Origin of the sequence: Mycobacterium adipatum (assembly GCF_001644575.1) — a bacterium.
Lineage (GTDB): Bacteria > Actinomycetota > Actinomycetes > Mycobacteriales > Mycobacteriaceae > Mycobacterium > Mycobacterium adipatum.
Genome location: NZ_CP015596.1, coordinates 2,378,662 through 2,402,202 on the forward strand (window position 1 = coordinate 2,378,662; position 23,541 = coordinate 2,402,202).

26 protein-coding genes and 1 pseudogene are annotated in these 23,541 nt (G+C 66.4%); 9 read left to right on the forward strand and 18 right to left on the reverse strand.

Features of this window, described 5'->3' with window-relative positions; all coding sequences use genetic code 11:
* Positions 1–36: 36 nt before the first annotated feature.
* Positions 37–207: a hypothetical protein gene (locus A7U43_RS30060; RefSeq protein ID WP_197500000.1), complete on the forward strand. Its 171-nt coding sequence runs from the start codon at positions 37–39 to the stop codon at positions 205–207.
* Here A7U43_RS30060 and A7U43_RS11315 read toward each other — a convergent pair whose 3' ends face one another.
* A complete protein-coding gene (locus A7U43_RS11315; protein WP_067994872.1) occupies positions 208–987 on the reverse strand; it encodes an emopamil-binding protein in 780 nt (259 codons plus the stop codon).
* Between the two features lie 238 nt (positions 988–1,225).
* Between A7U43_RS11315 and A7U43_RS11320 the strand changes: the two genes are divergently transcribed.
* From A7U43_RS11320 to A7U43_RS11335, 4 genes are all read left to right on the forward strand, one after another.
* Positions 1,226–2,503, forward strand: coding sequence for a cytochrome P450 (locus tag A7U43_RS11320; protein ID WP_068002455.1), 1,278 nt, complete (start codon positions 1,226–1,228; stop codon positions 2,501–2,503).
* Complete coding sequence (locus A7U43_RS11325) at positions 2,500–2,688, forward strand: ferredoxin (protein ID WP_067994875.1); 189 nt, start codon at positions 2,500–2,502, stop codon at positions 2,686–2,688. The genes A7U43_RS11320 and A7U43_RS11325 overlap by 4 nt, the downstream gene beginning before the upstream one ends.
* Positions 2,689–2,721: 33 nt before the next feature.
* The gene (locus tag A7U43_RS11330) at positions 2,722–3,006 is read left to right on the forward strand and encodes a DUF1330 domain-containing protein (protein WP_067994877.1); all 285 of its coding nucleotides are present in this window, start codon (positions 2,722–2,724) and stop codon (positions 3,004–3,006) included.
* A 132-nt stretch (positions 3,007–3,138) separates the two neighbouring features.
* Complete coding sequence (locus tag A7U43_RS11335; protein WP_067994880.1) at positions 3,139–4,017, forward strand: type IV toxin-antitoxin system AbiEi family antitoxin domain-containing protein; 879 nt, start codon at positions 3,139–3,141, stop codon at positions 4,015–4,017.
* A gap of 74 nt (positions 4,018–4,091) precedes the next feature.
* Here the strand turns inward: A7U43_RS11335 and A7U43_RS11340 are convergent, their stop codons facing one another.
* The 8 genes from A7U43_RS11340 to A7U43_RS11375 all read right to left on the reverse strand — a co-directional run bounded on the left by A7U43_RS11340 (position 4,092) and on the right by A7U43_RS11375 (position 11,375).
* Complete coding sequence (locus A7U43_RS11340) at positions 4,092–4,286, reverse strand: ferredoxin (protein ID WP_067994882.1); 195 nt, start codon at positions 4,284–4,286, stop codon at positions 4,092–4,094.
* Positions 4,283–5,488 (reverse strand): cytochrome P450, encoded by a 1,206-nt coding sequence (locus A7U43_RS11345; protein WP_067994887.1) that lies wholly within the window; start codon positions 5,486–5,488, stop codon positions 4,283–4,285. Before A7U43_RS11345 ends, A7U43_RS11340 begins: the two co-directional genes overlap by 4 nt.
* Positions 5,489–5,617: 129 nt before the next feature.
* On the reverse strand, positions 5,618–6,406 hold the full coding sequence (locus tag A7U43_RS11350; RefSeq protein WP_068002459.1) for an NAD(P)-dependent oxidoreductase: 789 nt from the start codon (positions 6,404–6,406) through the stop codon (positions 5,618–5,620).
* A gap of 63 nt (positions 6,407–6,469) precedes the next feature.
* Positions 6,470–7,288 (reverse strand): NAD(P)-dependent oxidoreductase, encoded by an 819-nt coding sequence (locus tag A7U43_RS11355; protein WP_068002462.1) that lies wholly within the window; start codon positions 7,286–7,288, stop codon positions 6,470–6,472.
* Positions 7,288–8,154, reverse strand: a complete 867-nt coding sequence (locus tag A7U43_RS11360) for an alpha/beta fold hydrolase (RefSeq protein ID WP_067994889.1) — start codon at positions 8,152–8,154, stop codon at positions 7,288–7,290. The genes A7U43_RS11355 and A7U43_RS11360 overlap by 1 nt, the downstream gene beginning before the upstream one ends.
* Complete coding sequence (locus A7U43_RS11365) at positions 8,147–9,793, reverse strand: thiolase C-terminal domain-containing protein (protein ID WP_067994892.1); 1,647 nt, start codon at positions 9,791–9,793, stop codon at positions 8,147–8,149. Before A7U43_RS11365 ends, A7U43_RS11360 begins: the two co-directional genes overlap by 8 nt.
* Positions 9,790–10,083 (reverse strand): ferredoxin, encoded by a 294-nt coding sequence (locus A7U43_RS11370; RefSeq protein ID WP_068002463.1) that lies wholly within the window; start codon positions 10,081–10,083, stop codon positions 9,790–9,792. The genes A7U43_RS11365 and A7U43_RS11370 overlap by 4 nt, the downstream gene beginning before the upstream one ends.
* Before the next feature lie 8 nt (positions 10,084–10,091).
* Positions 10,092–11,375, reverse strand: coding sequence for an NADH-ubiquinone oxidoreductase-F iron-sulfur binding region domain-containing protein (locus A7U43_RS11375; RefSeq protein WP_067994893.1), 1,284 nt, complete (start codon positions 11,373–11,375; stop codon positions 10,092–10,094).
* Positions 11,376–11,395: 20 nt separating this feature from the next.
* On the opposite strand from A7U43_RS11375, the gene A7U43_RS11380 reads away from it, so the two are divergent.
* On the forward strand, positions 11,396–11,869 hold the full coding sequence (locus tag A7U43_RS11380; RefSeq protein ID WP_067994896.1) for a hypothetical protein: 474 nt from the start codon (positions 11,396–11,398) through the stop codon (positions 11,867–11,869).
* 2 nt (positions 11,870–11,871) lie between these two features.
* Here the strand turns inward: A7U43_RS11380 and A7U43_RS11385 are convergent, their stop codons facing one another.
* From A7U43_RS11385 to A7U43_RS11400, 4 genes are read right to left on the reverse strand one after another with little or no spacing between them, the layout of a single operon-like run.
* Positions 11,872–12,762 carry an alpha/beta fold hydrolase gene (locus A7U43_RS11385; RefSeq protein ID WP_067994899.1) on the reverse strand — a complete coding sequence of 297 codons (891 nt, stop codon included), beginning with the start codon at positions 12,760–12,762 and terminating at the stop codon, positions 11,872–11,874.
* Positions 12,759–13,178, reverse strand: coding sequence for a Rieske (2Fe-2S) protein (locus A7U43_RS11390; protein WP_067994902.1), 420 nt, complete (start codon positions 13,176–13,178; stop codon positions 12,759–12,761). Before A7U43_RS11390 ends, A7U43_RS11385 begins: the two co-directional genes overlap by 4 nt.
* Before the next feature lie 3 nt (positions 13,179–13,181).
* Entirely contained in the window at positions 13,182–14,327 is a 1,146-nt protein-coding gene (locus A7U43_RS11395; protein ID WP_067994906.1) for an amidohydrolase family protein, read from the reverse strand.
* 18 nt (positions 14,328–14,345) lie between these two features.
* Positions 14,346–15,467 (reverse strand): amidohydrolase family protein, encoded by a 1,122-nt coding sequence (locus A7U43_RS11400; protein ID WP_067994909.1) that lies wholly within the window; start codon positions 15,465–15,467, stop codon positions 14,346–14,348.
* Between the two features lie 264 nt (positions 15,468–15,731).
* Here A7U43_RS11400 and A7U43_RS11405 point away from each other — a divergent pair, with 264 nt between their 5' ends.
* Both A7U43_RS11405 and A7U43_RS11410 read left to right on the forward strand, forming a co-directional pair.
* The gene (locus A7U43_RS11405; protein ID WP_067994912.1) at positions 15,732–16,760 is read left to right on the forward strand and encodes an acyl-CoA dehydrogenase family protein; all 1,029 of its coding nucleotides are present in this window, start codon (positions 15,732–15,734) and stop codon (positions 16,758–16,760) included.
* The gene (locus A7U43_RS11410; RefSeq protein ID WP_067994915.1) at positions 16,744–17,919 is read left to right on the forward strand and encodes an acyl-CoA dehydrogenase family protein; all 1,176 of its coding nucleotides are present in this window, start codon (positions 16,744–16,746) and stop codon (positions 17,917–17,919) included. The genes A7U43_RS11405 and A7U43_RS11410 overlap by 17 nt, the downstream gene beginning before the upstream one ends.
* Positions 17,920–17,981: 62 nt before the next feature.
* On the opposite strand, the gene A7U43_RS11415 is transcribed toward A7U43_RS11410, so the two are convergent.
* The 5 genes and pseudogenes from A7U43_RS11415 to A7U43_RS11435 form a co-directional block, all read right to left on the reverse strand.
* On the reverse strand, positions 17,982–18,320 hold the full coding sequence (locus A7U43_RS11415) for a hemophore-related protein (protein ID WP_067994918.1): 339 nt from the start codon (positions 18,318–18,320) through the stop codon (positions 17,982–17,984).
* Positions 18,321–18,507: 187 nt separating this feature from the next.
* Positions 18,508–19,877: pseudogene (locus A7U43_RS11420) on the reverse strand (cytochrome P450).
* A gap of 51 nt (positions 19,878–19,928) precedes the next feature.
* Positions 19,929–20,120, reverse strand: coding sequence for a ferredoxin (locus A7U43_RS11425; protein ID WP_067994920.1), 192 nt, complete (start codon positions 20,118–20,120; stop codon positions 19,929–19,931).
* Positions 20,121–20,154: 34 nt separating this feature from the next.
* Positions 20,155–21,036 (reverse strand): mycofactocin-coupled SDR family oxidoreductase, encoded by an 882-nt coding sequence (locus A7U43_RS11430; protein WP_067994923.1) that lies wholly within the window; start codon positions 21,034–21,036, stop codon positions 20,155–20,157.
* Between the two features lie 19 nt (positions 21,037–21,055).
* Positions 21,056–21,757, reverse strand: coding sequence for an SDR family NAD(P)-dependent oxidoreductase (locus A7U43_RS11435; RefSeq protein ID WP_067994926.1), 702 nt, complete (start codon positions 21,755–21,757; stop codon positions 21,056–21,058).
* Between the two features lie 251 nt (positions 21,758–22,008).
* Between A7U43_RS11435 and A7U43_RS11440 the strand changes: the two genes are divergently transcribed.
* Entirely contained in the window at positions 22,009–23,520 is a 1,512-nt protein-coding gene (locus A7U43_RS11440; protein ID WP_067994929.1) for an aldehyde dehydrogenase family protein, read from the forward strand.
* The last annotated feature ends 21 nt before the right edge of the window (positions 23,521–23,541 follow it).

The window sequence follows — 23,541 nt, forward strand, 5'->3', positions numbered from 1 at the left end:
CCAGAGTGTAACTAAAACGAGTGGCAGACTGGTCTGATGGCGTTACGCGCGGCCGCGCTGGCCTTCGGTCTGCTCGCCCTGATCGCAGGCGGGTTGCAGCTGTGGGCCTTTGGCGCGTCCGGCGGTGTGCGGCATGGCGTGCTCGGAATGTTCGCCTGCGCCCTCGGAGCGAGCGTCGTCACTGCGGCGTGGCGCCGGCGGGGCTGATCAGAGCGGACCGGCGCGGCGGGTCAGGTGATCGATCTGGCGGTGTATCGCCAGGAGCGCGAAGAACGGCAGGATCATGAACGGCACGTTCTCGGCAATGAACTTGAACCAGAGGCCGAAGGCACCCTGGCCGATATCGCCGAAACCGGCCCGGACCTCGGACAGGAAGTACACGCCGGTGCTGCTGATCAGCATGGCGCAACCCGTGAACGCCAGCCACAGGCACCTGATGCGCGATTCGGTCGGCAGGTCGGTACGCATCAGCCGCAGCCACACGATGAAGAGCATGGTGCCGGTGATGACGCCGATCAGCTCCAGGCCGAAAATCCAGGCATTGGCACTGGTGTAGCGGGTGTCGGCGAGACCGTACTGCCACCACAGCCACTTCCAGCCGGGGTCGGCGGTCGGGGTCCACCAGTGCAGCGGATGGCCGATGAGGAAGATGGTCTCGTACCCGAGTTGGCTGCCTGCGGTGTAGGGCAGGTAGATCATCGTCAGCTCGGCGGCCCGCTGCAGCCGTGAGCGCCGCTCGCCCCGGGCGGTCCAGAAATACACCAGTGGCAGCACGATGACCGGCAGTCCGAACGCGAGGTTGGCCGCGACGTCGACGGTGAAGCTGGGGGGTAACAGCCCCGTGCCGACGCCGATGACTGCGGTGCTGAAGGCAATGCCGGTGATCGCGGTGAGGGCGATATACGCCCGACGCCGGTGGGGCGCCCACGGACGGGCGAGCTGGGCGTCCCCGTCGGCCGGGGCCTGGATATCGGCGTCCGCTGTCATCGCCCATCCCGTCCTTGCCGAATCCTGCACCTCAGCGCAGGATAGGGCTCCGGCGCCGATGTGTTGAGCGAATGCTCAACATTTTGAGAATATGGTTCTCCGAGATGGTGCTTTGAGCGCATCGATCAGGCGTTCGCCCTCGTTGACGACAAAGCGGCACTGTGGAAATGTAATACTCATAGATGAGAGGCACGTTCTCATCGGCTGGGCACTGCCCGTCAGAAACGGAGTGAACGATATGGCGATCGATCCCGCCGGCATCGATTGGTTCAAGGACCCGCGTCTGGTCGCCGATCCCTACCCGTACTTCAACGCGTTGCGCGACCAGTGCCCCGTGCAGCCCGAGGACATCTACGGCGTCACCATGGTCACCGGCTGGGAAGAGGCCGTCTCGGTGTACAACGACGAGGAGACGTTCTCGTCGTGCACGTCGGTCACCGGCCCGTTCCCCGGCTTCCCGGTCCCGCTGGAGGGCCGCGACGATGTCGCCGAGCTGATCGAAAAGCACCGCGACGAACTGCCGTTCAGCGATCAGCTGCCCACCCTCGACCCGCCCGTGCACACCAACCACCGCTCGCTGATGATGCGGCTGATCACGCCCAAGCGCCTCAAGGAGAACGAGGACGCGATGTGGCAGCTGGCCGACGAGGTGCTCGACGAGTACCTGGCGCCCGGCAACGGCGAGTTCATCAAGGGCTTCGCCAGCCCGTTCACGCTGCTGGTCATCGCTGACCTGCTGGGAATCCCACCGGAGGACCGCACCGCCTTCGTCGACGGCATCTCGCAGAACTCCGGCGGCGGTATCGGCAACACCGGCGGGGATTCGTTGTCGCACAGCCCCTTGGAGTTCCTGTACGGACAGTTCGAGGCGTATATCGAGGATCGGCGCAGCAATCCCCGCGAGGACATCCTGACCGGTATGGCTACGGCGGTGTTCCCGGATGGCACCACGCCGACCCCCGGCGACGTCGCACGGGTGGCCACCAACGTGTTCTCGGCCGGACAGGAGACCACGGTCCGGTTGCTCGGCACCGCACTCAAGGTCCTCGGGGACCGTCCGGACATCCAGCAACAGCTGCGTGCGGACCGCAGCCTGCTGCCCAATTTCATCGAGGAGGCGTTGCGCTTCGAGAGCCCGGTCAAGGGGGATTTCCGGCTATCGCGATGCCCGGTGATGGTGGGGGACCAACAGTTACCGTCGGGGCGCACCGTCATGGTGGTCAACGGCGCCGCCAACCGGGATCCGCGCCGCTTCGACAATCCCGACGAATTCGATCCGGCACGCAAGAACGCCCGCCAGCATCTGGCGTTCGGGCGGGGCATTCACAGTTGCCCGGGTGCCCCGTTGGCCCGCGCCGAGACCCGGGTGGGCTTGGAGCGGCTGCTGGACCGCACCACCGATATCCGCATCTCCGAGGAGAAGCACGGCCCGGCGGGCAACCGCGACTACCACTACATCCCGACGTTCATCCTGCGCGGGCTCACGCACCTGCACCTGGAGTTCGACGTCAAATGAGGGTAGCCGTCGACGAGGACCGGTGTGCCGGGCACGGGATGTGCCTGACGCTGTGCCCGGAGGTGTTCGACCTGTCCGACGACGGGTGGGCGGTGGCCGCACCCGGAGATGTACCGGCCGAGCATGAGGCGGCGGTGCGGGAGGCCATCCAGTGCTGCCCGGAGAACGCCATCCACGAAGTCTGAAGCAATCATCCTCGACCACAAGGAGTTTCGTCGATGCCCAAGGGCTATGTCATCATCACCGAAGATATCAAGGATCCGGCCGGCATGGCCGAGTACGGCAAGCTGGCCAGCAAGGCGATGACCGGCGCCACCGTACTGGGATTCGGCCCGGCCGTCGAGACACTCGAGGGGCAGTGGCACGGTACCCAGACCGTACTGCTGGAGTTCGAATCGGTCGAGGCGGCCAAGCAGTGGTATCACTCCGACGAGTACCAGGCCGCCGCGAAGCTGCGTCAGGCCGCGGCCGACTGCAACGGCGCGATCATCTCCGGCTTCTGACCTCCCGCGAGCAGACACAAAGGGCCGCAAAACAGCTCACTTTTGCGGCCCTTTGTGTCTGCTCGCGAGGTTATCCCCAGGCGGGAATGCCCGAGGCTGTACCGATGATCCGCTTTGCGCGACCATCCAGGGATGTCCTGGCACGAGCTACTGGCGGACAGCGGCGTCGCCAGCACCCGACAACTGCTCGCGGTGATCTCACGCAGACACTTGCGCACGCTGGTCGACAGCGGCCGGCTCATCCGCGTCCAGCACGGCATCTACGCAGCGGTGGCACCGGACCATCTCGCCCGCCTGCGCGCCATGGACCTCCGGATCGGCGAGCGTGCCGTCGCGTGCCTGCACACCGCCGCCACGCTGTACGGATTCGACACCGACCCCGACACCCGACTGCACATCCTCGACCCCGGTGTCCGGATCCGGCCGTCGACCGATCTGATGGTGCACCAACGCCTGGGTGCACCGCTCGCGCTGGTCGATGGCCGGCTCGCCACCGCGCCGGCGTGGACAGCGGTCGAACTCGCCCGGACGCTTCGCCGCCCACGTGCGCTGGCGGTCCTCGATGCCGCGTTACACAGCGGGCGGTGCACAGCCGCGGACATGGCATCGGCGGTAGCTCAGCAGAAGGGCCGCCGGGGCATCGTCGCGGTGCGCGCGTTGCTGCCGCACGCGGACGGGCGCGCGGAGTCGCCGATGGAAAGTGAGGCACGCCTGGTGTTCATCGACGGCGGATTGCCCTTGCCCGAACTGCAATTCGAGATCGTCGACCGACAGGGCAGACTGTGGCGCGTCGACTTCGCCTGGCCCGAATTCGGCGTGGTGGCCGAGTACGACAGTATGCAGTGGCACGCCACGGCGGCCGCGCTCGTCCACGACAGGATGAAGGTGGCGCGGCTCCAGGAGGTCGGGTGGGCCTCGGTCCCGCTGGTCGTCGACGAGGTGCGCAAGCACCCGGGGGAGCTGGTGGCACGCATGCAGACACTGTTCGAACGTGCGGCCCTGGCCGGGTGAGCAGACACAAAGGGCCGCAAGATGAGCCCTGAGGGCGGCCCTTTGCGTCTGCTCGCGGGAGAAACGCGGGCCGGCTACTCCACGATGGCGATCGCCTGCCGGGGGCACTGCCGTACCGACTCGCGCACTCGTTCCTCGTTGTCGGGCGTGACCTCGTCGGTGAGCACGTGCAGGTAGTCCTGATCGTCGAGGTCGAAAACCTCCGGGATGATGCCCATGCACACCCCGTTGCTCTCACAGAGCCCGAAATCGACCACGATCTTGCTCATTGGGCAAGCCTTCGCACCGGAACATGCGAATAGCCGGCCACATTCTGCATGTGAACCCGTTGCAGGCCATCCCATTTCACCTCGTAGCGGGGCATGAACTCGAGCAACTTCTCCAGCGCGATGACGCTCTCCATGCGGGCCAGCGCCGCGCCCAGACAGCTGTGGATGCCGTACCCGAGCCCGAGGTTCTGCGCCTCGGTGCGGTCGCGCTCGATATCGAAGGTGTCGGCGTCGGTGAACGCGTCGGTGTCGCGGTTGGCGGCCGCACTGAGCAGGAACACCGGCTTGCCCGCCGGGATGACCCCGCTGGGAACGTGCGCCTCCTTGAGCGTGTAGCGCACGTTGTATTGCACCGGGCCCTCGAAGCGCAGCAGTTCCTCGACGGCCGCGGGCACCAGTTCGCGGTTGTCGAGCAGCTTCTGCCACTGCTCGGGGTACCGCGCGAACAGCACCATGGCGGTACCGATCAGCTTGGTCACGGTTTCGGCGCCCGCGCCGCCGAGCAGGGTCGCGAACCCGGTGATCTCGATATCGTCCAGCTTGTCCAGTCGGCCGTCCTCGCGCTGGATCTCCGCGGCGATGAGGCGGCTGATCATGTCGTCCTGCGGATTCTCCCGGCGCTTCTGCACCAGCGAGTAGTAGTAGATACCGGTGTCGATATTGGCCTGCATCCCGGCCTCGGAGGTGCCGAACTGGCCGGGTTCGCGGGACAGGCTGGTATCGATCCAGTGCCGGACCATCTGGCGGTACTCGGGCTCGACGCCCGCCATCCGGGTGATGACCTCCACCGGGAACGGACCCGAGAAGTCCTGCACGATGTCGAATTCGTCGGACGTGATCTGCCCGAGGTAGCGGTCGATCTGCTCGACGATGGTGTCCCGCTGGGCCTGCACCGCGCGCGGGGTGAACGCCTTGTTGAGCAGGCTGCGCATGTGCCGGTGATCCGGCGGGTCCATGAAGATGATCGACTTCTGCGGCGGTGTCTCGCTCTGCACCATCGCCAGGTCGCAGCCGCGTGAGGACGAGAACGCCTCGTAGTCCTTGAGCGCGGCCGACACGTCCTCGTGCCGGGTGAGAGCGTAGAAGTCCCGGTCGGCGCTGTAGTAGAGCGGTGCCTCATTGCGCATCCGCCGGTAGATCTCGAACGGGTTGTTGAAGTACTCCTCGGAGAACGGATCGAAAACGAGTTCCGCGGTGGTCATACGGGTCCTCCTCGAGGGTGGCTGTCCGAGGGTGCGGCTGTCACCCGGAACGTTACGGAAGGCTTTTAAACTGTAACGCTAACAGTAGCCGCATCGGCATATTGGTGAAACTGCCAATTTCGGCCGCACTCAGCGGCCGAGCCCGGCGTCCACGATCGCGTCCAGTTCGCCCAGATCGGCCCCCAGTTCGGCGATCGTCTGCCGGATCACCGCGACATCCTTACCGATGAATTCGCCTACGGCGGCGACGAATGCGGCGGCCGAACCGGCCCGTGCGACGTTGTCGAGTGCCCGGCTGGCACCGCTGCCGTGCGACAACGCGCGCAGCAGTGCGGCCTCGTCGACCCCCAAGCTGTCCGCCAGCTGGGCCGCCCGTGCCAGCAGGCCGAGCTGTGCGGCGAATACGGTGTTGTTGATCAGCTTGACCTTCTGGCCGGACCCGAGTGCGCCGACGTGCAGCACCGGGTCGCCATAGGTGGCCAAGACCGGCCGCGCGCGCCGCAGCGCCGCCTCCGAGCCGCCGACAAAGAGCGTGACCGTCCCGGCGGCGATATCGTGCGGACCGCCGCTGACCGGCGCATCGACGACCTCGATATGCGGTGCCAGGCCGTGCAGCTGCTCGACGGTGCGGGGGCTACCGGTGGTGTGCACGATCAGCACCGCCCCGGCCGGGATCGCGGCCAGCAGTTGCGCATCGGCGACGGCATGTACCTGTTCGTCGGTGAACAGGCAGAGCACCACCGCGTCGGCGCCCTCGGTCACCGCAGCGGCCTCGGCGACGGCGGTGGCGCCGAGGTCGGTGATGGCCCGGCGGTGCTCCTGGGTGCGGCCGAGCACACGGACATCGTGGCCGGCCCCCACGAGCCGGCCCACCATCGGGGCGCCCATCCGGCCGGCGCCGATGAACCCGACCCGCATCAGGACCGTCTGTTCTTCGCGCAAGCGCTCATCGGTGTTGTCTGTTCGTCGCGCAAGCGCTCATCACCGCGGATGGTCCATCAGGTGCAGCGCGGCATCGGCGGCGTCGAACACCGCCCCCTCGGCGGCCGAGGCCTTGGCCGCGAGCGTGGCGGCGTGCCGGCAGTCCTTCTGCAGTAGCGCGCCGGCAATCGGGGCGAGGTTGTCCAGGCTGCCGCCGAATGCGGCGATACTGCCCAGCGCCTTGCTGTTGGCCGAGCCGCGGGTGACCACCTCGCACAGACGCTCGCGCGGCACCCCGAGGGACTCACCGAGTGCCAGTGCGCTCATCGCGCTACCCAGGTTGGCGGTGAACAGCAGGTTGTTCAGGATCTTGGCGACTTGACCACTGCCCAGCGGGCCGAGATGCACGATCGGGTCGGCGTAGGTCGCGAACACCGGCCGGGCCCTTTCCGCATCGGCCTCGTCGCCGCCGACCATCACCAGCAGGGTTCCTGCCTCGACGGCGGGTCCACCACCGCTGACGGGTGCGTCGATCACCGATACCCTTTTGGCGGCAGCCAATTTCCCGATCTCCGAACAGGTATCGGGATGCACCGTGCTGTGGATCGCGATGATGCCGCCGGGAGCCATCCCGGCCAGCACACCGTCATCGCCCGAGATCACCTCGCGGACATCGTCATCACCGACGACGCACAGGCACACCAGATCGCTCGCCGCACCCAGTTCGGCCGGCGTGCCCGCCGTCTTGGCCGCGGTGTCGGCATAGGGTTCCAGCGACGCCGCCCGCCGCGCCCACAGCGTCAGTTCGAAACCGCCCTCGACGATGCGGCGGGCCATCGGCCCGCCCTGACTGCCCAGTCCGATGAATCCGACGCGCATCATCCAGCCTCCGCTTCCTTCGCGCCGCCGCAACGGGCGGCGACACATTCCTCGACAAAAGACAACACCTGTTGGTGGTAGCTGCGCGCCGACAAGCCGACGCTCAAATTGTGTCCGCTGGAAGGCATCTCGTTGATCGAGATCGCCGCACACCCGAACAGCGCCGTGATCTCGCGCAGCGCTGCGGCCGAGGTATCCCAAACGCGTTCGTGCTCGGCGGCGCTGTACTGCACCGGGACCTGAACCCGTGCCGCCAGTTCCGGGAAGTCCCGGCGCGACCAGTTCGAGGTCACCGGACCCTCGTAGGCGACTCCGGGCGCGGACAGCGCGCCGGTCAGCACCTCGGCCGGATACAGTTCCGCGGGCTCCCACAACAGCTCCCGTAACCCGGCAGGCCGGCGTGTCAGCGTCGCCTGGCTCAGGATCTCTTGAGCCGCGCGGTGGTAGCGCAGCCCGGTGCCGGCGATCTCGACGCCGAGCACGTCGGCGTACTCGATCGCCATGCGCAGTGCCAGTTCACATCCCAGTGAGTGCGCGAAGACGAAGACGCCCGCGCCGCGGGGGCCGTCGCCGAGGATCTTGTCCACCGCCCCGGACGCAAGCGCCACCCGGTCAGCCGGCTCGGCCATGGTGTCCTGGTACAGCGCGGACGCACCGTAGCCGGGACGGTCCAGGGCGATCGCGGTGAAACCCTGTGCCGCGGCGGTCCGCAGCAGCGACAGATCGGGCCGGCCCGGGCAGTCGAAATACACCGAGGAGGTCGCGCCACCGTGGATGGCAACGATCACCGCACGCGGCTCGGCGACGGTGGCGACCAGAGCCGACATCGGGACCCCGCCGACCATCACCACCCGCGGTTCAACCATCGGTTCGCAGCAGCATCACACCGCTGGGGGTCAGGCCGCCACTGCTCACCACGGCGACCCGGGCGTCGGCAACCTGACGCTCGCCGGCCTCCCCGCGCAGCTGGGACACCGCCTCGTGCACCAGGCCCATGCCGTGGGTCCGGCCGTGCGAGAGCTGGCCACCGTGGGTGTTCACCGGGATCACGCCGTCGCGGGCGATGGCGGTCCCGCCGTCGAGGAAGTCCTTTGCTTCGCCGATGCCGCAGAAGCCCAGTGCCTCCAGCCAGGACAGGCAGTTGAAGGTGAATCCGTCATACAACTGCGCGACGTCGACATCGCCGGGACGCAGCGAGGTTCGGGTCCACAGATGGGCGGCCTGCCCGAGCACCTGCGGCTCGTGGGTCAGGGTCGTCTGGTCCCAGTCGGTGCGTTCGATGATCTGGGTGCCGACCGCCTCGAAGTACACCGGTTTCTTCGGGGCGTCCGCGGCGGCGTCGACGGCCGAGACGACGACGGCCACCGCGCCGTCGCACGGCACATCGCAGTCGTAGAGTCCGAACGGTGTGGTGATCGGGCGGGCGTTGAGATAGTCCTCCATGGTCATCGGATCGCGATAGATCGCGGTCGGATTCAGCGCCGCGTTGGCCCGCTGGTTCAGGGCGATCCAACCGAGGGTCTCCTTGGTGGTGCCGTACCGGTGAAAGTGCCGCTGCGCGTTGAGCGCCAGGGTGTGCGCGGCCGATGTCGCCCCGAACGGCGCCTGCCAGCTGTTGACCCGGGCGCCGCCGGGTGGCGAGACCTTGCCCTCCTTCATCAGCTGGTTGAAGGTGGCCTCCCACAAGGTTCGGAAGCACAGCACGTGACGGGCCATCCCGGTCGCGACCGCCATCACCGCGGCGATCACCGAACCGCCCGGCCCGAAGGTGTCCATCCCGCCGTTGATCCAGGTCGGCCGGATGCCCAGGGCGTTCTCCAGGGCCGTGCACCCGCCCTCGCCCATCCCCATCGCATCCATGGCCGGGTAGGTCGACAGACCATCGATATCGGCCAAGGTCAACCCGGCATCGGCGATCGCGGCCTCACTGGCCTCGATCGTCAACGACAGCGGCGACACCATCAGACGACGGCCGATCCTGGATGCCCCGATACCGGTGATGGCTGCCGCGTCCTCGAACTTCTTCTCGGTCAACCGCGGCCGGACGAACATGCCGAAGTCCTGCGGGGCGATCTCGTCGTCGGGCAGTGGCCCAGTCTCGGGTTCGGCCGTCGGCCGGAACAGCGGCAACCACACGTCGTCGTGTTGCTCGAAGACGACTTCCACGACGCGACCGAGTTCCAGCGCGGCGGGTTCGGCGTCGACGATATTGGTGGTCAGTCGGACCCGCGGATCCTCCTCGATCGCGACCTGCGCGACGACGTAGGGCGCCGGCAGCCCGGGGATGGAGAACCGCTCGTTGACGGTGAAGGCCGACAGCACGGCCCGGCCGGACACCGCGTGCGGGCTCAGATTGTGGCTGCGGCAGTACCGGCACACCGGCTGCGGCGGGTGGATCAGCGACTTGCAGTCGTCACAACCCTGGATGCGCAGCACCCCGTCGGCTCCCGAGGTCCAGAAGAACTCGTTGTCGAATGTCAGCTGCGGCAGCGGAAGCCGGCTCATCGCGTCATATCCCATTGGGCTGCGCCGGTGTCGACCCGCAGGTTGTCCAAGTCCGGTTCAGCCAGCGACGGCGGCGGCGGATCGTCGGGACGACGTTCGGCGATCTCCAGGATCGCGTGCACCGGGCAGTCCAGTAGAGCGCGCTGCACGGCCGCGCGATCCTGCTCGGGGATGACGCCGTCACCGACCAGCACGGCGTACCCCCAGTCGTCGAGCGAGAAATAGTCCGGGGCGTGCTTGGCGCAGATTCCGAAGCCGTCGCACAGTGTGCGGTCGAGCTTGATCCGCATCCGCTCGTTCACAGTGCCTCCACTTCGAAGGGGCGCAGCGGCCGATAGGTCGACGGGCTACCCGTGCCGTCGAGCATGCGAGCAATGTCGTCACCGAACATCGCGAGCAAGCTGGCGGTGATGTTGCAGGCGGCATCCAGGGTCGCGCAGGCGCCGCGGCCGCGCAGCACCACCGACCACCGCCGCAACCGGGCGAGGTCCTCGGCGTCGGCGGTGCCATCGCGCAGCGCCGCCGCCACCGCGGCCATCGCCGCGGTGCCGTTGAAACACGAGCCGCACTGGTCGGCGTTCTCCCGGTCGTAATAGGCCAGCACAGCGGCGGCGACGGCGATCGGGTCCTCCTCGGTGATCACCGATACCGCGCCGCAGCCGAGCCCACTGCCGAGTGCCTGCAGCGACCGATGGTCCAGGGTGGCTCCCAGGACCCGCCGGTCCAGCATGCCGGCGAAATATCCGCCCATCAGGGCTCCGCGCACCTGTTCGGCCGGGATACCGTGCAGGGCGATCAGATCGGCTGCGGCGACACCGAATGGCACCTCGTACAGTCCCGGTGCGCGGCCGCCGCCGGTCAGGGTGGCCAGGAACGTGCCGGGGGAGTCGTCGGTGCCGGCCGCGCGGTATGCGGTGGCACCGTGTCGTTGGACGAAGGGCAGGTTGGCCAGCGTCTCGACGTTGCAGACGGCGGTCGGCAGCCCGCCGACGCCCACCTGGAAAACCCTCGGCGGCTTGTCGGTCGGTTTGGCCGGCCCGCCGTTGATGGCACGGACGGCCGCTGACTCCTCGCCGGCCACATAGCCCGGTTGCACCGTTCGCACGCTGACCGTGACACCGTCGAGCGCATCGGAGGGGAGTTCGCCGAGCGCCGCGCGCACCGCGTGTTCGGCAGCACCGTCGGAGACGTAGACATGGGCGTGCCGGGCTCCGATGATCTGCGCCGCCAGACGCACCCCATCGAGGACCAGATGCGGCCGGTTGCGCAGCAACCAACGGTCCTTGACCGACGCCGGTTCGCCTTCTTCCCCGTTGGCCACCAGCACGGTGTCCACACCGCGCAATGCGGCGTTGCGCACCGTGGTCAGTTTGACGGCCATCGGGAAGGCCGCGCCACCGCGGCCCAGCACACCCGCGTCGGCGATCACCGCCAGCAGTGCGGCGGTGTCGCCGCATGCCTGATAGCCACCCGAATCGAGGTACTGCGCCCGCGACTCGGCGCCGTCGCCGGCCCACAACAGCCGTGGTGTCAGACCGGGCCACGTCGCCACTGTCAGTTCGGTGTTCATCGCCGTGCTCATATCCGGCTACCCTTCCCTGCATGCGGACGGCAGTGGTACGGATCGGCGTCGACCCGGAGGGCCGGCTGAGCGCCGGCCAATTGCGCAGTGGGATGGCTGAGCTGACCCGGCTGGCGGCCGGAATCGGTGCCCGGGTGATCGGCAACGACCTGTCGGTTCTGCCGGCGGCCCGGCGGGAGGCGGAGTTGCTGATGGACGGACCCGACGCGGTGGCGCTGCAAGAGGCGGCTCTCTCGCTGTGCACCAAAGCATTCGGTACCGAGCCCGTCGCGGGCGTGGTGACATTCGTGAGCCACGGCACCGACGACGACGCGCACGGTGTGCTGGCCGGGTTCGGGTTGACCGGGCAGGTGCATCGGTATCCCAGTGGTGCGGGCTGGGATGTGGTCGAGGTGACGCTGCGCCGCGCCGATCTGCAGCGGGTGCCGGAGAGTCGGATCCATACCGCGCTGGAGGCTTCGCTGAACAGTGAGGTACGCATCCTGGTGACCTGAGGTCATCGGGATCCGCCTGCGGCACGCAGAAACTCGAGGATCCGCGGCGCCGCCTGGACCCAGGTGTCGAACAGGCAGAACGTCTTTCCGCCGCTCTGCGCGAACTTCTCGCCGGCCCGTTCCCAGGCGTCCTCCGGCCACGGTGGATCGATCAGCGTGGAACCCTTGATCAGGCAGCTCACCTCCAACGACGTCCGCTTGGGATGATCCCAGTCGTTCTCGCCGCCCCGGATGATGAGGGTGGGCACGGTGATGTTGTCGAACATCTCGTCGGGCACACCGGGAATGGTCTGGCCCGGTTTGGGCACAAAGGCGTTGAGCCAGCGCAACATCACCTTGAGGAAGGCGTCGGCGTCGAGATCGAGCAGGCGTGCCCGATTGGCCGGGTTCGCCTCGATGCGTTCCTTCCATTCCGGCACGCTCAACAGGCCCTCGATGCCCAGTCCGCGGACGGCCAGGATGCTCGGGGTCACGTAGTGACCACCCAACACGAAGGAGCCATACACCCCGCCGACGATGTTCCAAACCACCAGGGTGCGGACGATCTCGGGATAGAGCATGGCGGTGAGCATCGAGTCCCGGGCACCGCCGGAACCACCGAGAATGATGCACGGCCCGGCGTCGAGCGTGGTGACCAGTGCGTGCAGGGTCTCGGCGCGCATGTGCGATTCGCTCTGCCCGTAGAACGCGACGTCGGACTTGCCGCAGTTGGGCCGGTCCCACAGCAGCACCCGATAACCGCCCTCGACCAGCGCCTCGGCCAGGGGCCGCAGACCGGGAATATCCTTGCTGAAGCGTCCGCCCGGTGTCAGGACGATCAATTCACCGGTGTCGCCGAGGATTTCATAGACGACGTTGCCGCCGTTGATCTCGACGGACTTTTCGCCGTTCACGCCTGCACCAACACATCGTTGCCGACCACGCGCACCGGATAGGTGCGGATGCTCCACTCCGGCTTGACCGCGGTGGTCCCGGTAGCCAATTCGAAGCCCCACTGATGCCACGGGCAGAAGATGTACTCCTTGTCGCGCACCATCACGGCGTCACCGGGCACGTTCTCGTCGACGATGTTGAGTCCGCGTGCGCGCCCCGAGCACAACGGCCCGCCTTCATGCGGACAGTAGTTGGCGATCGCGTAGAAGGTGCCGTTCACGTTGTACACCCCGACGCCGTGACGGCCGATCGGGACCAGTTTGTGTGAGCCATGGGGAATCTCGTCGACCGTGGCGACGACATGTTCACGTCCTTGGGCGAGCCGGGGTGCCTTGACGATGTTGTGATCCCGGGTCGTTTCGCTGCTGTCCGCCATGTTTCAGAAGACCCGGACCTGGCCCTCAAGTGCCGGGACGGTGTCCGGCATGTTGCGGTAGGTCGCCATCCCGTTGCGAAACATGATGGGCTCGCGGGCGTGTTCGGGCAGGTGCTTGACCAGCCAGCGCGGATCGTCGAACGTCCAGTGCGGATAGTCGCTGCTGAACAACAGGATCTTCTCGCATTCCATCCACTCGAAGGCGCGGGTCAACTCGGTCTTGTCCTCCGGATAGTCCAGCGGCTGCGTGGTGAACTTGATGTGGTCCTTGACGTACTCGCTGGGTTTGCGCTTGATGTCCACCCACGATCTGCGTGCCTCATACAGCGCGTCCATCCGCCACATCAGCGGCAGAATCCAAGTGAACGCGTGCTCGACGAAGACGATCTTGAGCGTCGGATGCCGGTCGAAGGTGCCGTCGAAGATCAGACTCATCACCTGGTTCGCCGCCAACAGCGAGTAGGTGACCATGAAATCGTGGTTGTAACTGGGCAATCCGACCGGTGGCATCGGCAGTTCGTCGTAGTGGCTGCGCGAGAGATGGCAGCTGACCGGGATGTCGTGTTTGGCCGCGGCCGCCCAGATGGGGTCGTACTTGGGATTGCCCCAAGACGGCCTCGGCTCCGCCTTGATCAGGATCTGCGCCATGTACGGATGGTCTGCCCAGCGTTCGATCTCTTCGACGCTGTGCTCGGGTTCCTCGATGGCCAGGCAGATCGAACCGCGCCAGCGTTCGTGCCAATTGTTGTGGCTGTCGAGCCAGTGGTTGGCCTGCCAGTCGTTGAGCGCCATGGACATCGCGTGCTGGGCTTCGGGGATGCGCGCCGGGTAGGCGGCCGGTTCGAGCACCGCGATATCTGCGCCGGCCTCCATGATCAGCTGTTTGAACGCCAGCTCCGGGTCACTGCAGGCGAATTCACCGTCGGGCGGGAAGGCATCGAGCCGCATCGCATATGAGTGCGCGTAATCGGGTGCGTCATAGTAGATCTGGTCGCCGACCTTGTGCGTGCCGAAGTACCTGCTGCGCCAGGGCTCGGGGATGTACTGGCCCAGTTCGCCGGATCGCGGCGCGGGGTGGACATCGGAATCGATGCACCGCACCGCGATGCGCTCGGGGGCTGGTATCCGTGGGTTGGCCGTGGTGGTCATGAAGCCTCCTCAATACCTCTACTGTGCCGCAGCTGCGGACGATATGACCGGTGATTGGATGCCATACAGTTCGGCTGCGTTGCGCCAGCACAACTTGTCTCGCTGTTCCGCGCTATAGGAGCGCGGCACCGACAGTTCGTTCAGTTGCCAGTGCGGGTAGCTGGATCCGTACATCACCATGTCGTCCTTACCGGTGAACCCGGCCCACTCACCCGCGAAGTCGACGTCGCCGGGGCCGTCCAGAAGCCCCTGCACGAAGTACACGTGCTCGGGCAGATAGTCTCTGGGCATCCTGGGCGCCCACGGTGTCTGCTCCAGGTGCGGCCGGCCGAAGCAGTCCATCCGCCAGATGAACGGGGTCAGCAGGTCGGCGGCGCCGTCGGCCCAGACGAGTTTGAGCGCGGGCCACTTCTCGAAGACGCCCTCGGCGATCATGTTCATCAGGTGATAGAGGTAGTTCAGCGCGGTGAACCCGACGTACTGCTCGTAGGTGCGGGTCAGCCCGTTCGGGGTCGGAGGTAGCGCGACACCCGAGCCGACCTCGAAGTGCACGGCGACCGGAAGACCCGCGTCGACGGCAGCTTCCCACAGTGGCCAGAACTGCGGTTTGCCGTAAAGCTCGCGGGACTGCAGCGGAATGCCGAGCTGCACCACGCGAGGATGGTCCTTGTACTTCGCGATCTCGCGCAGCGCGCCGGCGATATCGTCCGGATTGACCCGGATGGTGCCGCGGAAACTCTCGCCGAACTCGTCATGCTCCAGCCAACGGGTCACCATCATCTCGTTGTGCGCGGCGGCCAGCGCCGAGCCGAGGTGGCGGTCGGGCATGATGCCGCGCGTCATCGGATGCAAGATGGCGATGTCCACGCCGCGATCGGTGAACAGGTGCTTGGCGACGACGGCCGGGTCCGAGCCGGGGTACTGGCCATCGGGCCCCTTGGTGCGCGGGGCGTACTCCCCGCCGGGCGCGCCGTACCAGTCCATCTCGTAGTCCGGGAAGCCGCGGCTGCGGAACGGCTCCTTCAGGAAGTTCGTCCGCAGGTCCTTGTTCGACTCGACGAAGATGTGCACGCTGGTGTCGATGACGGGAACCAGCACGCCCGTAGCGGCACCGCCCGCGCCGTCCTGCAGTTCTTTCATCGTGGTCCCATCGTTGAGCTCGGATGCCGGGCGATGGGCGCGCGAGAGCGACCATCCTGTGGCTCAGTGTAGATCCTTGTTCTTCAATAGCAAGAATATTGTTCTCCAGCAGATCGCTTACATCGCCCCTGGTGAGAGTGTGCGCTGGTCGGTCGCACAGCGTCGATATGGTGAAATCACGTAGCCGAAGCAGGAGAATGCCTCCACCAATGAGGAGAATGCTATTCTCCTGATGACGGAACTAGTGCAGGCGGGAGGTGCCAGATGCTTCTGGAGTTCGACTCTGATCAGCGGCTTTGGCAGGAGACGGTGCGCGACGCGGTGGGCAAACAATGCCCGGCATCGCTGGTCCGGGGGATCGCCGAAGGGCGGGGCGAAGAGGACGCGTCGATCCCGTTGTGGCAGTCCTACCTGGACGCCGGGTGGACCGAGCTGACCGACCCGCAGAACGCAGTGGAACTCGCCATCGTGCTGGAGGAACTGGGCCGGGCCACCGACCCGACACCGCTGCTGGCCACGTTGTCCCAGTTCGCGCCACTGGCCGGCGACCGGTATGACGCCGCCAAGGCCGGGGCCGCGGTGTATCAGGGCGTCAGCGCCAACTGGAGCCGGGAGGGCTGGGTGCTGGACGGAACCGACGCGTTCGTCCTGGACGGCGACCGCGCCGAGCAACTTGCGGTGGTCACACCCGCGGGTGTGTTCGTGATCGAGCCGGGCCCGGTGCGCACCCGTCGACGCGATGTGTTCGACCCGGTGCTGCACGTCGCCGAGGTGACCTTCGACCGGGTGCGCGTGCAGGAATCCGATCGCCTCGACCTCGAACCCGCCGCCGCGCTGGCGCTGGTCGAGCGGTCCCGCCACATCGCATTGATGGGGATGGCCATCACGATGGTCGGGGCGTGCCAGCGCATCCTGGATCTTGCGCTCGAACATGCCAAGAGCCGGCACCAGTTCGGGGTGCCGATCGGGTCGTTCCAGGCGCTCCAGCACAAGGCCACCGACATGTACGTGGCGATCGAGCGGGCCCGGGCGCTGTCCTATTTCGCCGCGCTCACCATCGCCGCCGATGACCCGCGCCGCCGGATCGCCGCGGCGATGGCCAAGGCCAGTGCGGGAGAGTGCCAGACGCTGGTATTCCAGCACGGCCTGCAGACCTTCGGAGCCATGGGCTTCACCTGGGAGAACGACCTTCAGTTCGCGCTGAAGCGGGCCAAGGCCGGCGAGCTGCTGCTCGGCGGTGCCGCTGAACACCGCGCCCTCATCGCCGAGGAGTTTGATGCAACTCGAATTTGATCCCGACGTCGAAGACTTCCGCGCCGAGTTCTCGGCCTTTCTCGACGAGCATTTGCCCTCTGCGGCAGACACTCTGGAGCGTCCGCGCTCGGTGTCGCACATGCCGCAATGGGCACGCGACTGGCAACGACTGTTGTTCGACAACGGCTGGCTGCTACCGGCCCAGCCCCCGGAGTTCGGCGGCCGCAACGCGTCGGTGCTGCAGAGTTTCGTGCACCTGGAAGAACTGTGCCGGCGACGGATCTACCACAGCTTCAACCCCCAGGGCGTCAACATCATCGCGGCCTCGCTGCTGACGTTCGGAACCGACGAGCAGAAACAACAGTGGGCGGTTCCGGTGCTCAAGGGAGAGCGCACCGCCTCGCTGGGGATGAGTGAGCCCAGCGCCGGGTCCGATCTGGCGTCGTTACGCACCAAGGCCGTGCTCGATGGGGATGAGTTCGTCGTCAATGGCCAGAAGGTGTGGACCTCGGGTGCGCACGACGCGGATTGGTTGCTGACCTTCGTGCGCACCGATCCCGACGCGCCCAAGCACAAGGGCATCAGCGTGCTGATCATTCCCACCGACACCGAAGGGGTGGTGTGCCGGCCGTTCGCCGACCTCACCGGCGAGGAGAACAAGGACTTCAACGAGGTCTTCTTCGCCGATGTGCGGGTCCCGGCGGAGAACCTCGTCGGCCCGCTCAACGGCGGCTGGAAGGTGGCCAACGGGTCGCTGGGGCACGAGCGCACCATGATGTGGCTGGGGTTTGCCGACCGGATCGCCAACTCGATCGGCGATTTCACACCATCTACACCGCTGGAGCGCGATCAGCTGGCGTCGACCATCATGGATTACCAGGCGCTGCGGTTGCTGGGATCGGTCGGGCTGGCCAAAGCGGCACGCGGCGAGGTCGACGTGGCCGCGGTGTCGGTGCCCAAGCTGCTCGGGGCCGAGGCGGAGCTGCGCGCGGCGAACAATGCGCTCGTCGCAGCCGGGCCGGAGGGGCTGATCCACCCGTCGTTCAGCGGGCCCTACGCCCACATGAACCTGGACCACTACTACGCGAGCTGGTTCGAGCGGTACGCGCGCAGCTTCTCCGGGACGATCGCCGGTGGGACCTCGGAGATCCAGCGCAACATCATCGCCCAGCAGGTGCTGGGGTTGCCCCGCGGCTAGCACCACGCAAAAAAGTCCCGCTTTCCGGCATCGGAAAGCGGGACTTTTTTCGGCTGGCGAACTCAGTAGTTGTTGCAGCTCCCGGCCAGCTGCAGGGTGGCCCCCAGGTAGCTCTGCGCGCCCGGGTAGGCGGCGATCTGGTTGACCGTGCCCTGGCGGTCCGCCGGGCTGGAGTTCAGGAAGCTGCGCAGCATTCCCAACGCCATCGGCTGGGCGTTGAACTGGGCGGCCAGGTCGGGACGTTCCGCGTTCATGGCGGCCATCACCTGGTCGTAGTTGCAGGTCGTGTTGATGACCGGACCGAGGTCGGGCTGGGCTGAGGCGATCCCGACCGACATCGGCACCGACAGAGCCAGACCGCCGATCACGACGGCAAGCTTCGTGCGCGACACCTTGAGCATGTGGTTTTACCTTTCCCCACCCGACTGATTCGGGCGACATCCTCCATGTCGTGGAGGACATCTAATTTGTTACATACCTTGTGATCAAAAGGCTAACAGGAGCGACGGTGCCCCACGCAAGTCTCTTTACCCACAGGTAACGCTGGTCAACCGGGTGAAGTTCCCGGTTGCGCGAGGTCGGTGCCGATCACTTCCAGTCGATGACGGCGGTGTCCTTGCGTTCGGTGATCGGCCGAGCCAGCTCCTGCTCGTCGCAGATGCGCTGCAGGTTGTCCAGCGTCTCGTCCAGACCGGGACCCAGTCTCTTGCCCGGGGTGAACGTGGCGGGCAGGTTCCGCATCCCCTGGATGACGCCGATGCTGTCGTAGTGCACGGTGCCCTCCGGGTCACACACGTAGTCGGGCATCCGGTCGAGCACCGCCGTCAGCATCGACTTGAACACGGTCCGGGCCACATTCGAACCCACACAGCGGTGTACGCCGATGCCGAAGCTGAAGTGCCGGTTGCCCTTGCGGTCCATGATGATCGTGTTGGGGTCCTCGAACACGGCCGGGTCGCGGTTGGCCATCGCCCACGAGATCCAGAGCCGCTCGCCCTCCTTGAACTGCGTGCCCTCGACCTCGACGTCCGCGGAAAAGGTACGGCCGTCCCCGGGGGCGGGGGTGAAGAACCGCAGGAATTCCTCGGTGGCGGGGTTGAGCAGGGTCTCCCGCTCACGGCTGAGCAGAGTGCGCTGATCGGGGTTCTCGCCCAGCCATTCCAAGGCGTGCGCCGTGAGCGCCGTGGTGGTGTCGAATCCGCCGCCGATGATCAGGCCCAGGTTGCCCAGAATCTCCATATCGGGCGCGGGTTCGCCGTCGATGCGTAGTTGCAGCAGCGCATTGATCAGGCCGGGCTTGGGGTTCTCCTTGAACGCGAACATGTTGGTGAGCAGATCGATGCCCATCTCACGGTGCTGCTCGTTGACCTTCTCGCGGTCCGGTGAGTGTTCCGGCGTGTACACCGATGCGTGCGTGGGTTCGCTGTAGACCTGCCACTTCTTGAGGTCCAGACCCATCATGGCCAGGGTCAGTACCGCGGGGACCACGTTCGCGAGGTGGTCGACGAAGTCGATCCTCCCCGTCTCGATGTGTTCATCGAGGGCGGCCCGGGTGATCTCGTCGACGAACGGTACCCAGCGTTTGATGGCTGCCGGGGAAAGATATGGGTTGAGTGCCCCCGATAGGTGCTGTGGTCGGGCTCGTCCATCTCCAGGATGCCGCCGCGTACCGTCTTGGCGCGGCTGGCGACGGGGATGCTGATGCCGTCGTAGCCGGTGCCCTCGCCGGTGAGGTCGTGATCGTTCGACACGACCGGGCAGCGGGCCAGTTCGAAGACGTGCTTGCTGTCCGCGGCAACCCAGTGGCCGTCGTAGACGTCGGTCCACGCCATCGGACACCGGGACTGCATCTCCTCGGTGATCTTCTCGAACTGCAACCGGTACTCGGGTGTGTGCCGGTCGAAGTGGTACCTGTTTCGCTTACGCGCGTCATCGCTGGTGACGTCGTCGACACTCACGGCGGTGTCTCCCTTGGTTATTGGTGTGGATGGCGCTTGGGTGTGGTCATGTCATTCGATGACGATGGCCTGTTCCGGGCAGGAGTGCACGGCCTCGGTGACGGCTTCCTCCTGGTCGGCCGGCACCACATCCGAGGTGGGTGAGGCGTGGCCGTCGACGTCATCGAGTTTGAACGAATCCGGAGCGATCATCGCGCACAGGGTGTGTCCCTGGCAGCGGCTTCCGTCGACCGAAACCTTCACTGCACCAGCTCCTTCCGAGAGATTGGCCGCGTCATCAGACGTGGTAGTCGTACCACTTGAGGTAGCCGCCGGCGTCGACGCGCAGCTGCATTCCGGTGACGAAACGGGACTCGTCCGACGCCAGCCACAGCACCGCGTTGCTGATGTCCTCGGGCTCGATGTAGTTGACCTTCATGGCCTGCTGCACGCCGAAGACCGGCTCGGCGTCGGCGCGGGTCGGGTTCGGTAGATCCGGGCGGAACGACCGGTACATCGGTTCGCTCTGCAACATGTCGGTGTTGCAGTTGGTCGGGTGGATCACGTTGGCCCGGATCCCGCGGACCGCGAGCTCGGTGGCCAGGTAATGCACGTACTCGGAGATGAGTCGCTTGCTGACCATGTAGCCCATCCCGCCGGGGTCGTTACCTGGGTTGGGCTTGTTGTGGGCGTCCATCAACGCGGCCGCCGAGGCCGTCGCGACGATCGAGGCGCCCTCGGCCAGGTGCGGCAGCGCGACCTGGATGGCGTTGATGGTGCCGACGAAGTTGGTGTTGATGCCGTCGGTCCAGGCTTGCATGGGCGGTTGGCCCTTCATGGCAGCGACACCGGCCTGCGCGACGACGATGTCGACCTTGCCGAACTCGGCCAGGCCTGCCTCCAGCGCGCCCCGCACCTCGGCCTCGTTGCGGACATCGGCCTGTGCGGTGACGATCCGGCGGCCGGTCTTCTCGACGTAGTTCTTGGTCTCTTCGAGGTCCTCGGCGGTGGCCATGGCATAACCGACGGTGTCGTAGTTCTTGCAGATGTCGACGGCGATGATGTCGGCGCCTTCTTCGGCGAGTCGGATCGCGTGGCTACGGCCCTGGCCGCGAGCAGCGCCGGTGATGAATGCGACCTTGCCGGCGACCCGGCCTGCAGTGCTTCCTGTCGTACTCAATGTTGTGCCCTTCTCGCTCTCAGGTGTTCCGGCCGCCGTTGACGCCCAGGATCTGTCCGGTGATGTAGCTCGCCTCTTCGGAGATGAAGAAGGCGCAGGCCGCCGCGATGTCCTCCGGTTTGCCCATCCTGCGTACCGGGGTCTGCTCGATCTGCTTGTCGGTATCGCCGAGGAAGCCGCGGCCCTCGGCCTTGCGCAGCATCGGGGTGTCGATGAATCCGGGCGGGACGGCGTTGACGGTGATACCCATCGGTCCGTATTCCAGCGCCAACGATTTCGTCAGACCGTTCACCGCGGACTTCGCCGCGACATAGGGCGCCATGAACGGCTGGCCCGAGTGCGTGCTGGAGGAGGAGATGTTGACGATGCGGCCCCAGCCGGCTTCCACCATGTCGGGCAGCACCGCCTGGATGCAATGGAAGGTTCCGTTGAGGTTCACGTCGATCACACGCTGCCACTGCTCGAACGTCGTGTCGGAGAAACGGCGGAAGCTGTCCAGTCCGGCGGCGTTGACCAGGATCGAGATCGGGCCGAGCTGGCTACGGATACCGGCGAGCGCCTCGTCCACCGCGGCGCGGTCGGTCACGTTGGCGATGAACGCGTTCTGCGTATCCGATGGGTTGAGGTCGAGGGTGGCGACGTTGTAACCGTCGGCGCGGAGGCGGTCCGCGATCGCCCGTCCGATGCCCGACCCGCCGCCTGTCACGACAGCGTTCTTCACGTAGGAGCCCTCCTTGGCACTGACGGAACTGTGGCCGCGATCTCAAGAATCGCCCTTCCGATTATGAGAACCGTACTCTCGGCAGCAGCTTCACCGCAAGGCGCGGCGCACGCAAATCGGGAACAAACGTTTGGGCGGGTCGGCAGCTAGGCGCGTACGACTAGCGCATCTATCTTTTCTTGCGTTCTCATCAACCGGATGTAGTATTCGCCGTTGATGAGAATGAAATTTCCATCACAGTGAGGAGCCTGATGTCGACGACCCCCACGATCACCGCCGAGGGCGGCAGTGATTCGGCCGGCCACCCAGCGGATACGAGGGCAGATCGGCGGATGCTGATCGACGGGCAACTCGTCGATGCTGCCCGCACGTTCGCCACCGTGAACCCCGCCACCGGTGACCTGCTCGGCCACGCACCGGACGCATCGGTCGCCGATGCCGAGGCCGCGGTCGCCGCGGCGCGGCGCGCCTTCGACAGCTCGGGCTGGGCCACCGACGTGGCGCTGCGCGTGCGTTGCCTGGAGCAATTCCACGCCGCCCTGCTGGCCAACCGCGACGAGCTCGCCGCGCTCACGACCGCGGAGGTGGGCGCCACTGCGGCGCTGAACCAGGGCGCGCAGCTGGACCAGCCGATCGCGATCGTCGAGTACTACGCCAACCTGTTGCGGGACTACCCGCTGACCGAGGACCTCGGCAATGTCGAGAGCCGCGGGCAGCAGCATCATCGCTGGGTCGAGAAGGAAGCCGGCGGCGTGGTCGCCGCGATCATCGCCTACAACTATCCGAACCAGTTGGCGTTGGCGAAGTTGGCGCCCGCACTTGCCGCCGGCTGCACCGTGGTGCTCAAGGCCGCGCCGGACACCCCGCTGATCACTCTCGCGCTCGGCGAGCTGATCGCCCATCACACCGACATCCCGGCCGGTGTCGTCAACGTCATCAGCGGGGCGGACCCACAGGTGGGCGCGGTGCTGACCACCGACCCGGATGTCGACATGGTGACCTTCACCGGTTCCACCCCGACGGGTCGGGCGATCATGGCCGCGGCCAGTGCCACCCTCAAAAAGGTGTTCCTCGAACTCGGAGGCAAGTCCGCGGCGATCGTCCTCGACGACGCCGACTTCGGCACCGCCGCCCTGTTCTCGGCGTTCAGTATGGTCACCCATGCCGGGCAGGGATGCGCGCTGACCTCGCGACTGCTGGTGCCGCGCAAACACCACGACGAGATCGTCGAACTCGTGAAGACGAACTTCGGCCATGTGCGGTACGGGGATCCGACCGACCCGTCCACCTATATGGGTCCGCTGATCAGCGAGAAGCAACGCGACAAGGTCGACGCGATGGTTCAGCGGGCCGTCGCCGCCGGGGCAACACTGGTCACCGGCGGCGAGAAGAAGGGTCCGGGCTACTTCTACACGCCGACCCTGCTGACCGACGTCGACCCCGACAGCGAGATCGCCCAGGAGGAGGTGTTCGGTCCGGTTCTCGCGGTCATCGCCTATGACGATGACGACGACGCGGTGCGGATCGCCAACAACTCCATCTATGGACTGTCCGGCGCGGTGTTCGGCAGCCAGGACCGTGCGCTGGCGGTCGCGCGGCGCATCCGTACCGGCACGTTCTCCATCAACGGGGGTAACTACTTCAGCCCGGACAGCCCCTTCGGTGGGTTCAAGCAATCCGGCATCGGACGCGAGATGGGTATCGCCGGACTCGAAGAGTTCCTGGAAGCCAAGACATTCGCGGTGCCGGTGGCCGCGGAATGAGCGCTTGCGCGGAGAGGAGAT

Excerpts from the sequence above, each read along its gene's own strand:
- A7U43_RS11365 (WP_067994892.1), bottom strand. The coding sequence starts at position 9,793 with ATGAGCCGGCTTCCGCTGCCGCAGCTGACATTCGACAACGAGTTCTTC.
- A7U43_RS11375 (WP_067994893.1), bottom strand. The coding sequence starts at position 11,375 with ATGAGCACGGCGATGAACACCGAACTGACAGTGGCGACGTGGCCCGGT.
- A7U43_RS11370 (WP_068002463.1), bottom strand. The coding sequence starts at position 10,083 with ATGCGGATCAAGCTCGACCGCACACTGTGCGACGGCTTCGGAATCTGC.
- A7U43_RS11350 (WP_068002459.1), bottom strand. The coding sequence starts at position 6,406 with ATGCGGGTCGGGTTCATCGGCGCCGGCCGGATGGGCGCCCCGATGGTG.
- A7U43_RS11410 (WP_067994915.1), top strand. The coding sequence starts at position 16,744 with ATGCAACTCGAATTTGATCCCGACGTCGAAGACTTCCGCGCCGAGTTC.
- A7U43_RS11400 (WP_067994909.1), bottom strand. The coding sequence starts at position 15,467 with ATGAAAGAACTGCAGGACGGCGCGGGCGGTGCCGCTACGGGCGTGCTG.
- A7U43_RS11320 (WP_068002455.1), top strand. The coding sequence starts at position 1,226 with ATGGCGATCGATCCCGCCGGCATCGATTGGTTCAAGGACCCGCGTCTG.
- A7U43_RS11325 (WP_067994875.1), top strand. The coding sequence starts at position 2,500 with ATGAGGGTAGCCGTCGACGAGGACCGGTGTGCCGGGCACGGGATGTGC.
- A7U43_RS30060 (WP_197500000.1), top strand. The coding sequence starts at position 37 with ATGGCGTTACGCGCGGCCGCGCTGGCCTTCGGTCTGCTCGCCCTGATC.
- A7U43_RS11345 (WP_067994887.1), bottom strand. The coding sequence starts at position 5,488 with ATGACCACCGCGGAACTCGTTTTCGATCCGTTCTCCGAGGAGTACTTC.
- A7U43_RS11330 (WP_067994877.1), top strand. The coding sequence starts at position 2,722 with ATGCCCAAGGGCTATGTCATCATCACCGAAGATATCAAGGATCCGGCC.
- A7U43_RS11380 (WP_067994896.1), top strand. The coding sequence starts at position 11,396 with ATGCGGACGGCAGTGGTACGGATCGGCGTCGACCCGGAGGGCCGGCTG.
- A7U43_RS11315 (WP_067994872.1), bottom strand. The coding sequence starts at position 987 with ATGACAGCGGACGCCGATATCCAGGCCCCGGCCGACGGGGACGCCCAG.
- A7U43_RS11355 (WP_068002462.1), bottom strand. The coding sequence starts at position 7,288 with ATGCGCGTCGGATTCATCGGACTGGGCAGTCAGGGCGGGCCGATGGCC.
- A7U43_RS11360 (WP_067994889.1), bottom strand. The coding sequence starts at position 8,154 with ATGGTTGAACCGCGGGTGGTGATGGTCGGCGGGGTCCCGATGTCGGCT.
- A7U43_RS11405 (WP_067994912.1), top strand. The coding sequence starts at position 15,732 with ATGCTTCTGGAGTTCGACTCTGATCAGCGGCTTTGGCAGGAGACGGTG.
- A7U43_RS11390 (WP_067994902.1), bottom strand. The coding sequence starts at position 13,178 with ATGGCGGACAGCAGCGAAACGACCCGGGATCACAACATCGTCAAGGCA.
- A7U43_RS11340 (WP_067994882.1), bottom strand. The coding sequence starts at position 4,286 with ATGAGCAAGATCGTGGTCGATTTCGGGCTCTGTGAGAGCAACGGGGTG.
- A7U43_RS11395 (WP_067994906.1), bottom strand. The coding sequence starts at position 14,327 with ATGACCACCACGGCCAACCCACGGATACCAGCCCCCGAGCGCATCGCG.
- A7U43_RS11415 (WP_067994918.1), bottom strand. The coding sequence starts at position 18,320 with ATGCTCAAGGTGTCGCGCACGAAGCTTGCCGTCGTGATCGGCGGTCTG.
- A7U43_RS11440 (WP_067994929.1), top strand. The coding sequence starts at position 22,009 with ATGTCGACGACCCCCACGATCACCGCCGAGGGCGGCAGTGATTCGGCC.
- A7U43_RS11335 (WP_067994880.1), top strand. The coding sequence starts at position 3,139 with ATGTCCTGGCACGAGCTACTGGCGGACAGCGGCGTCGCCAGCACCCGA.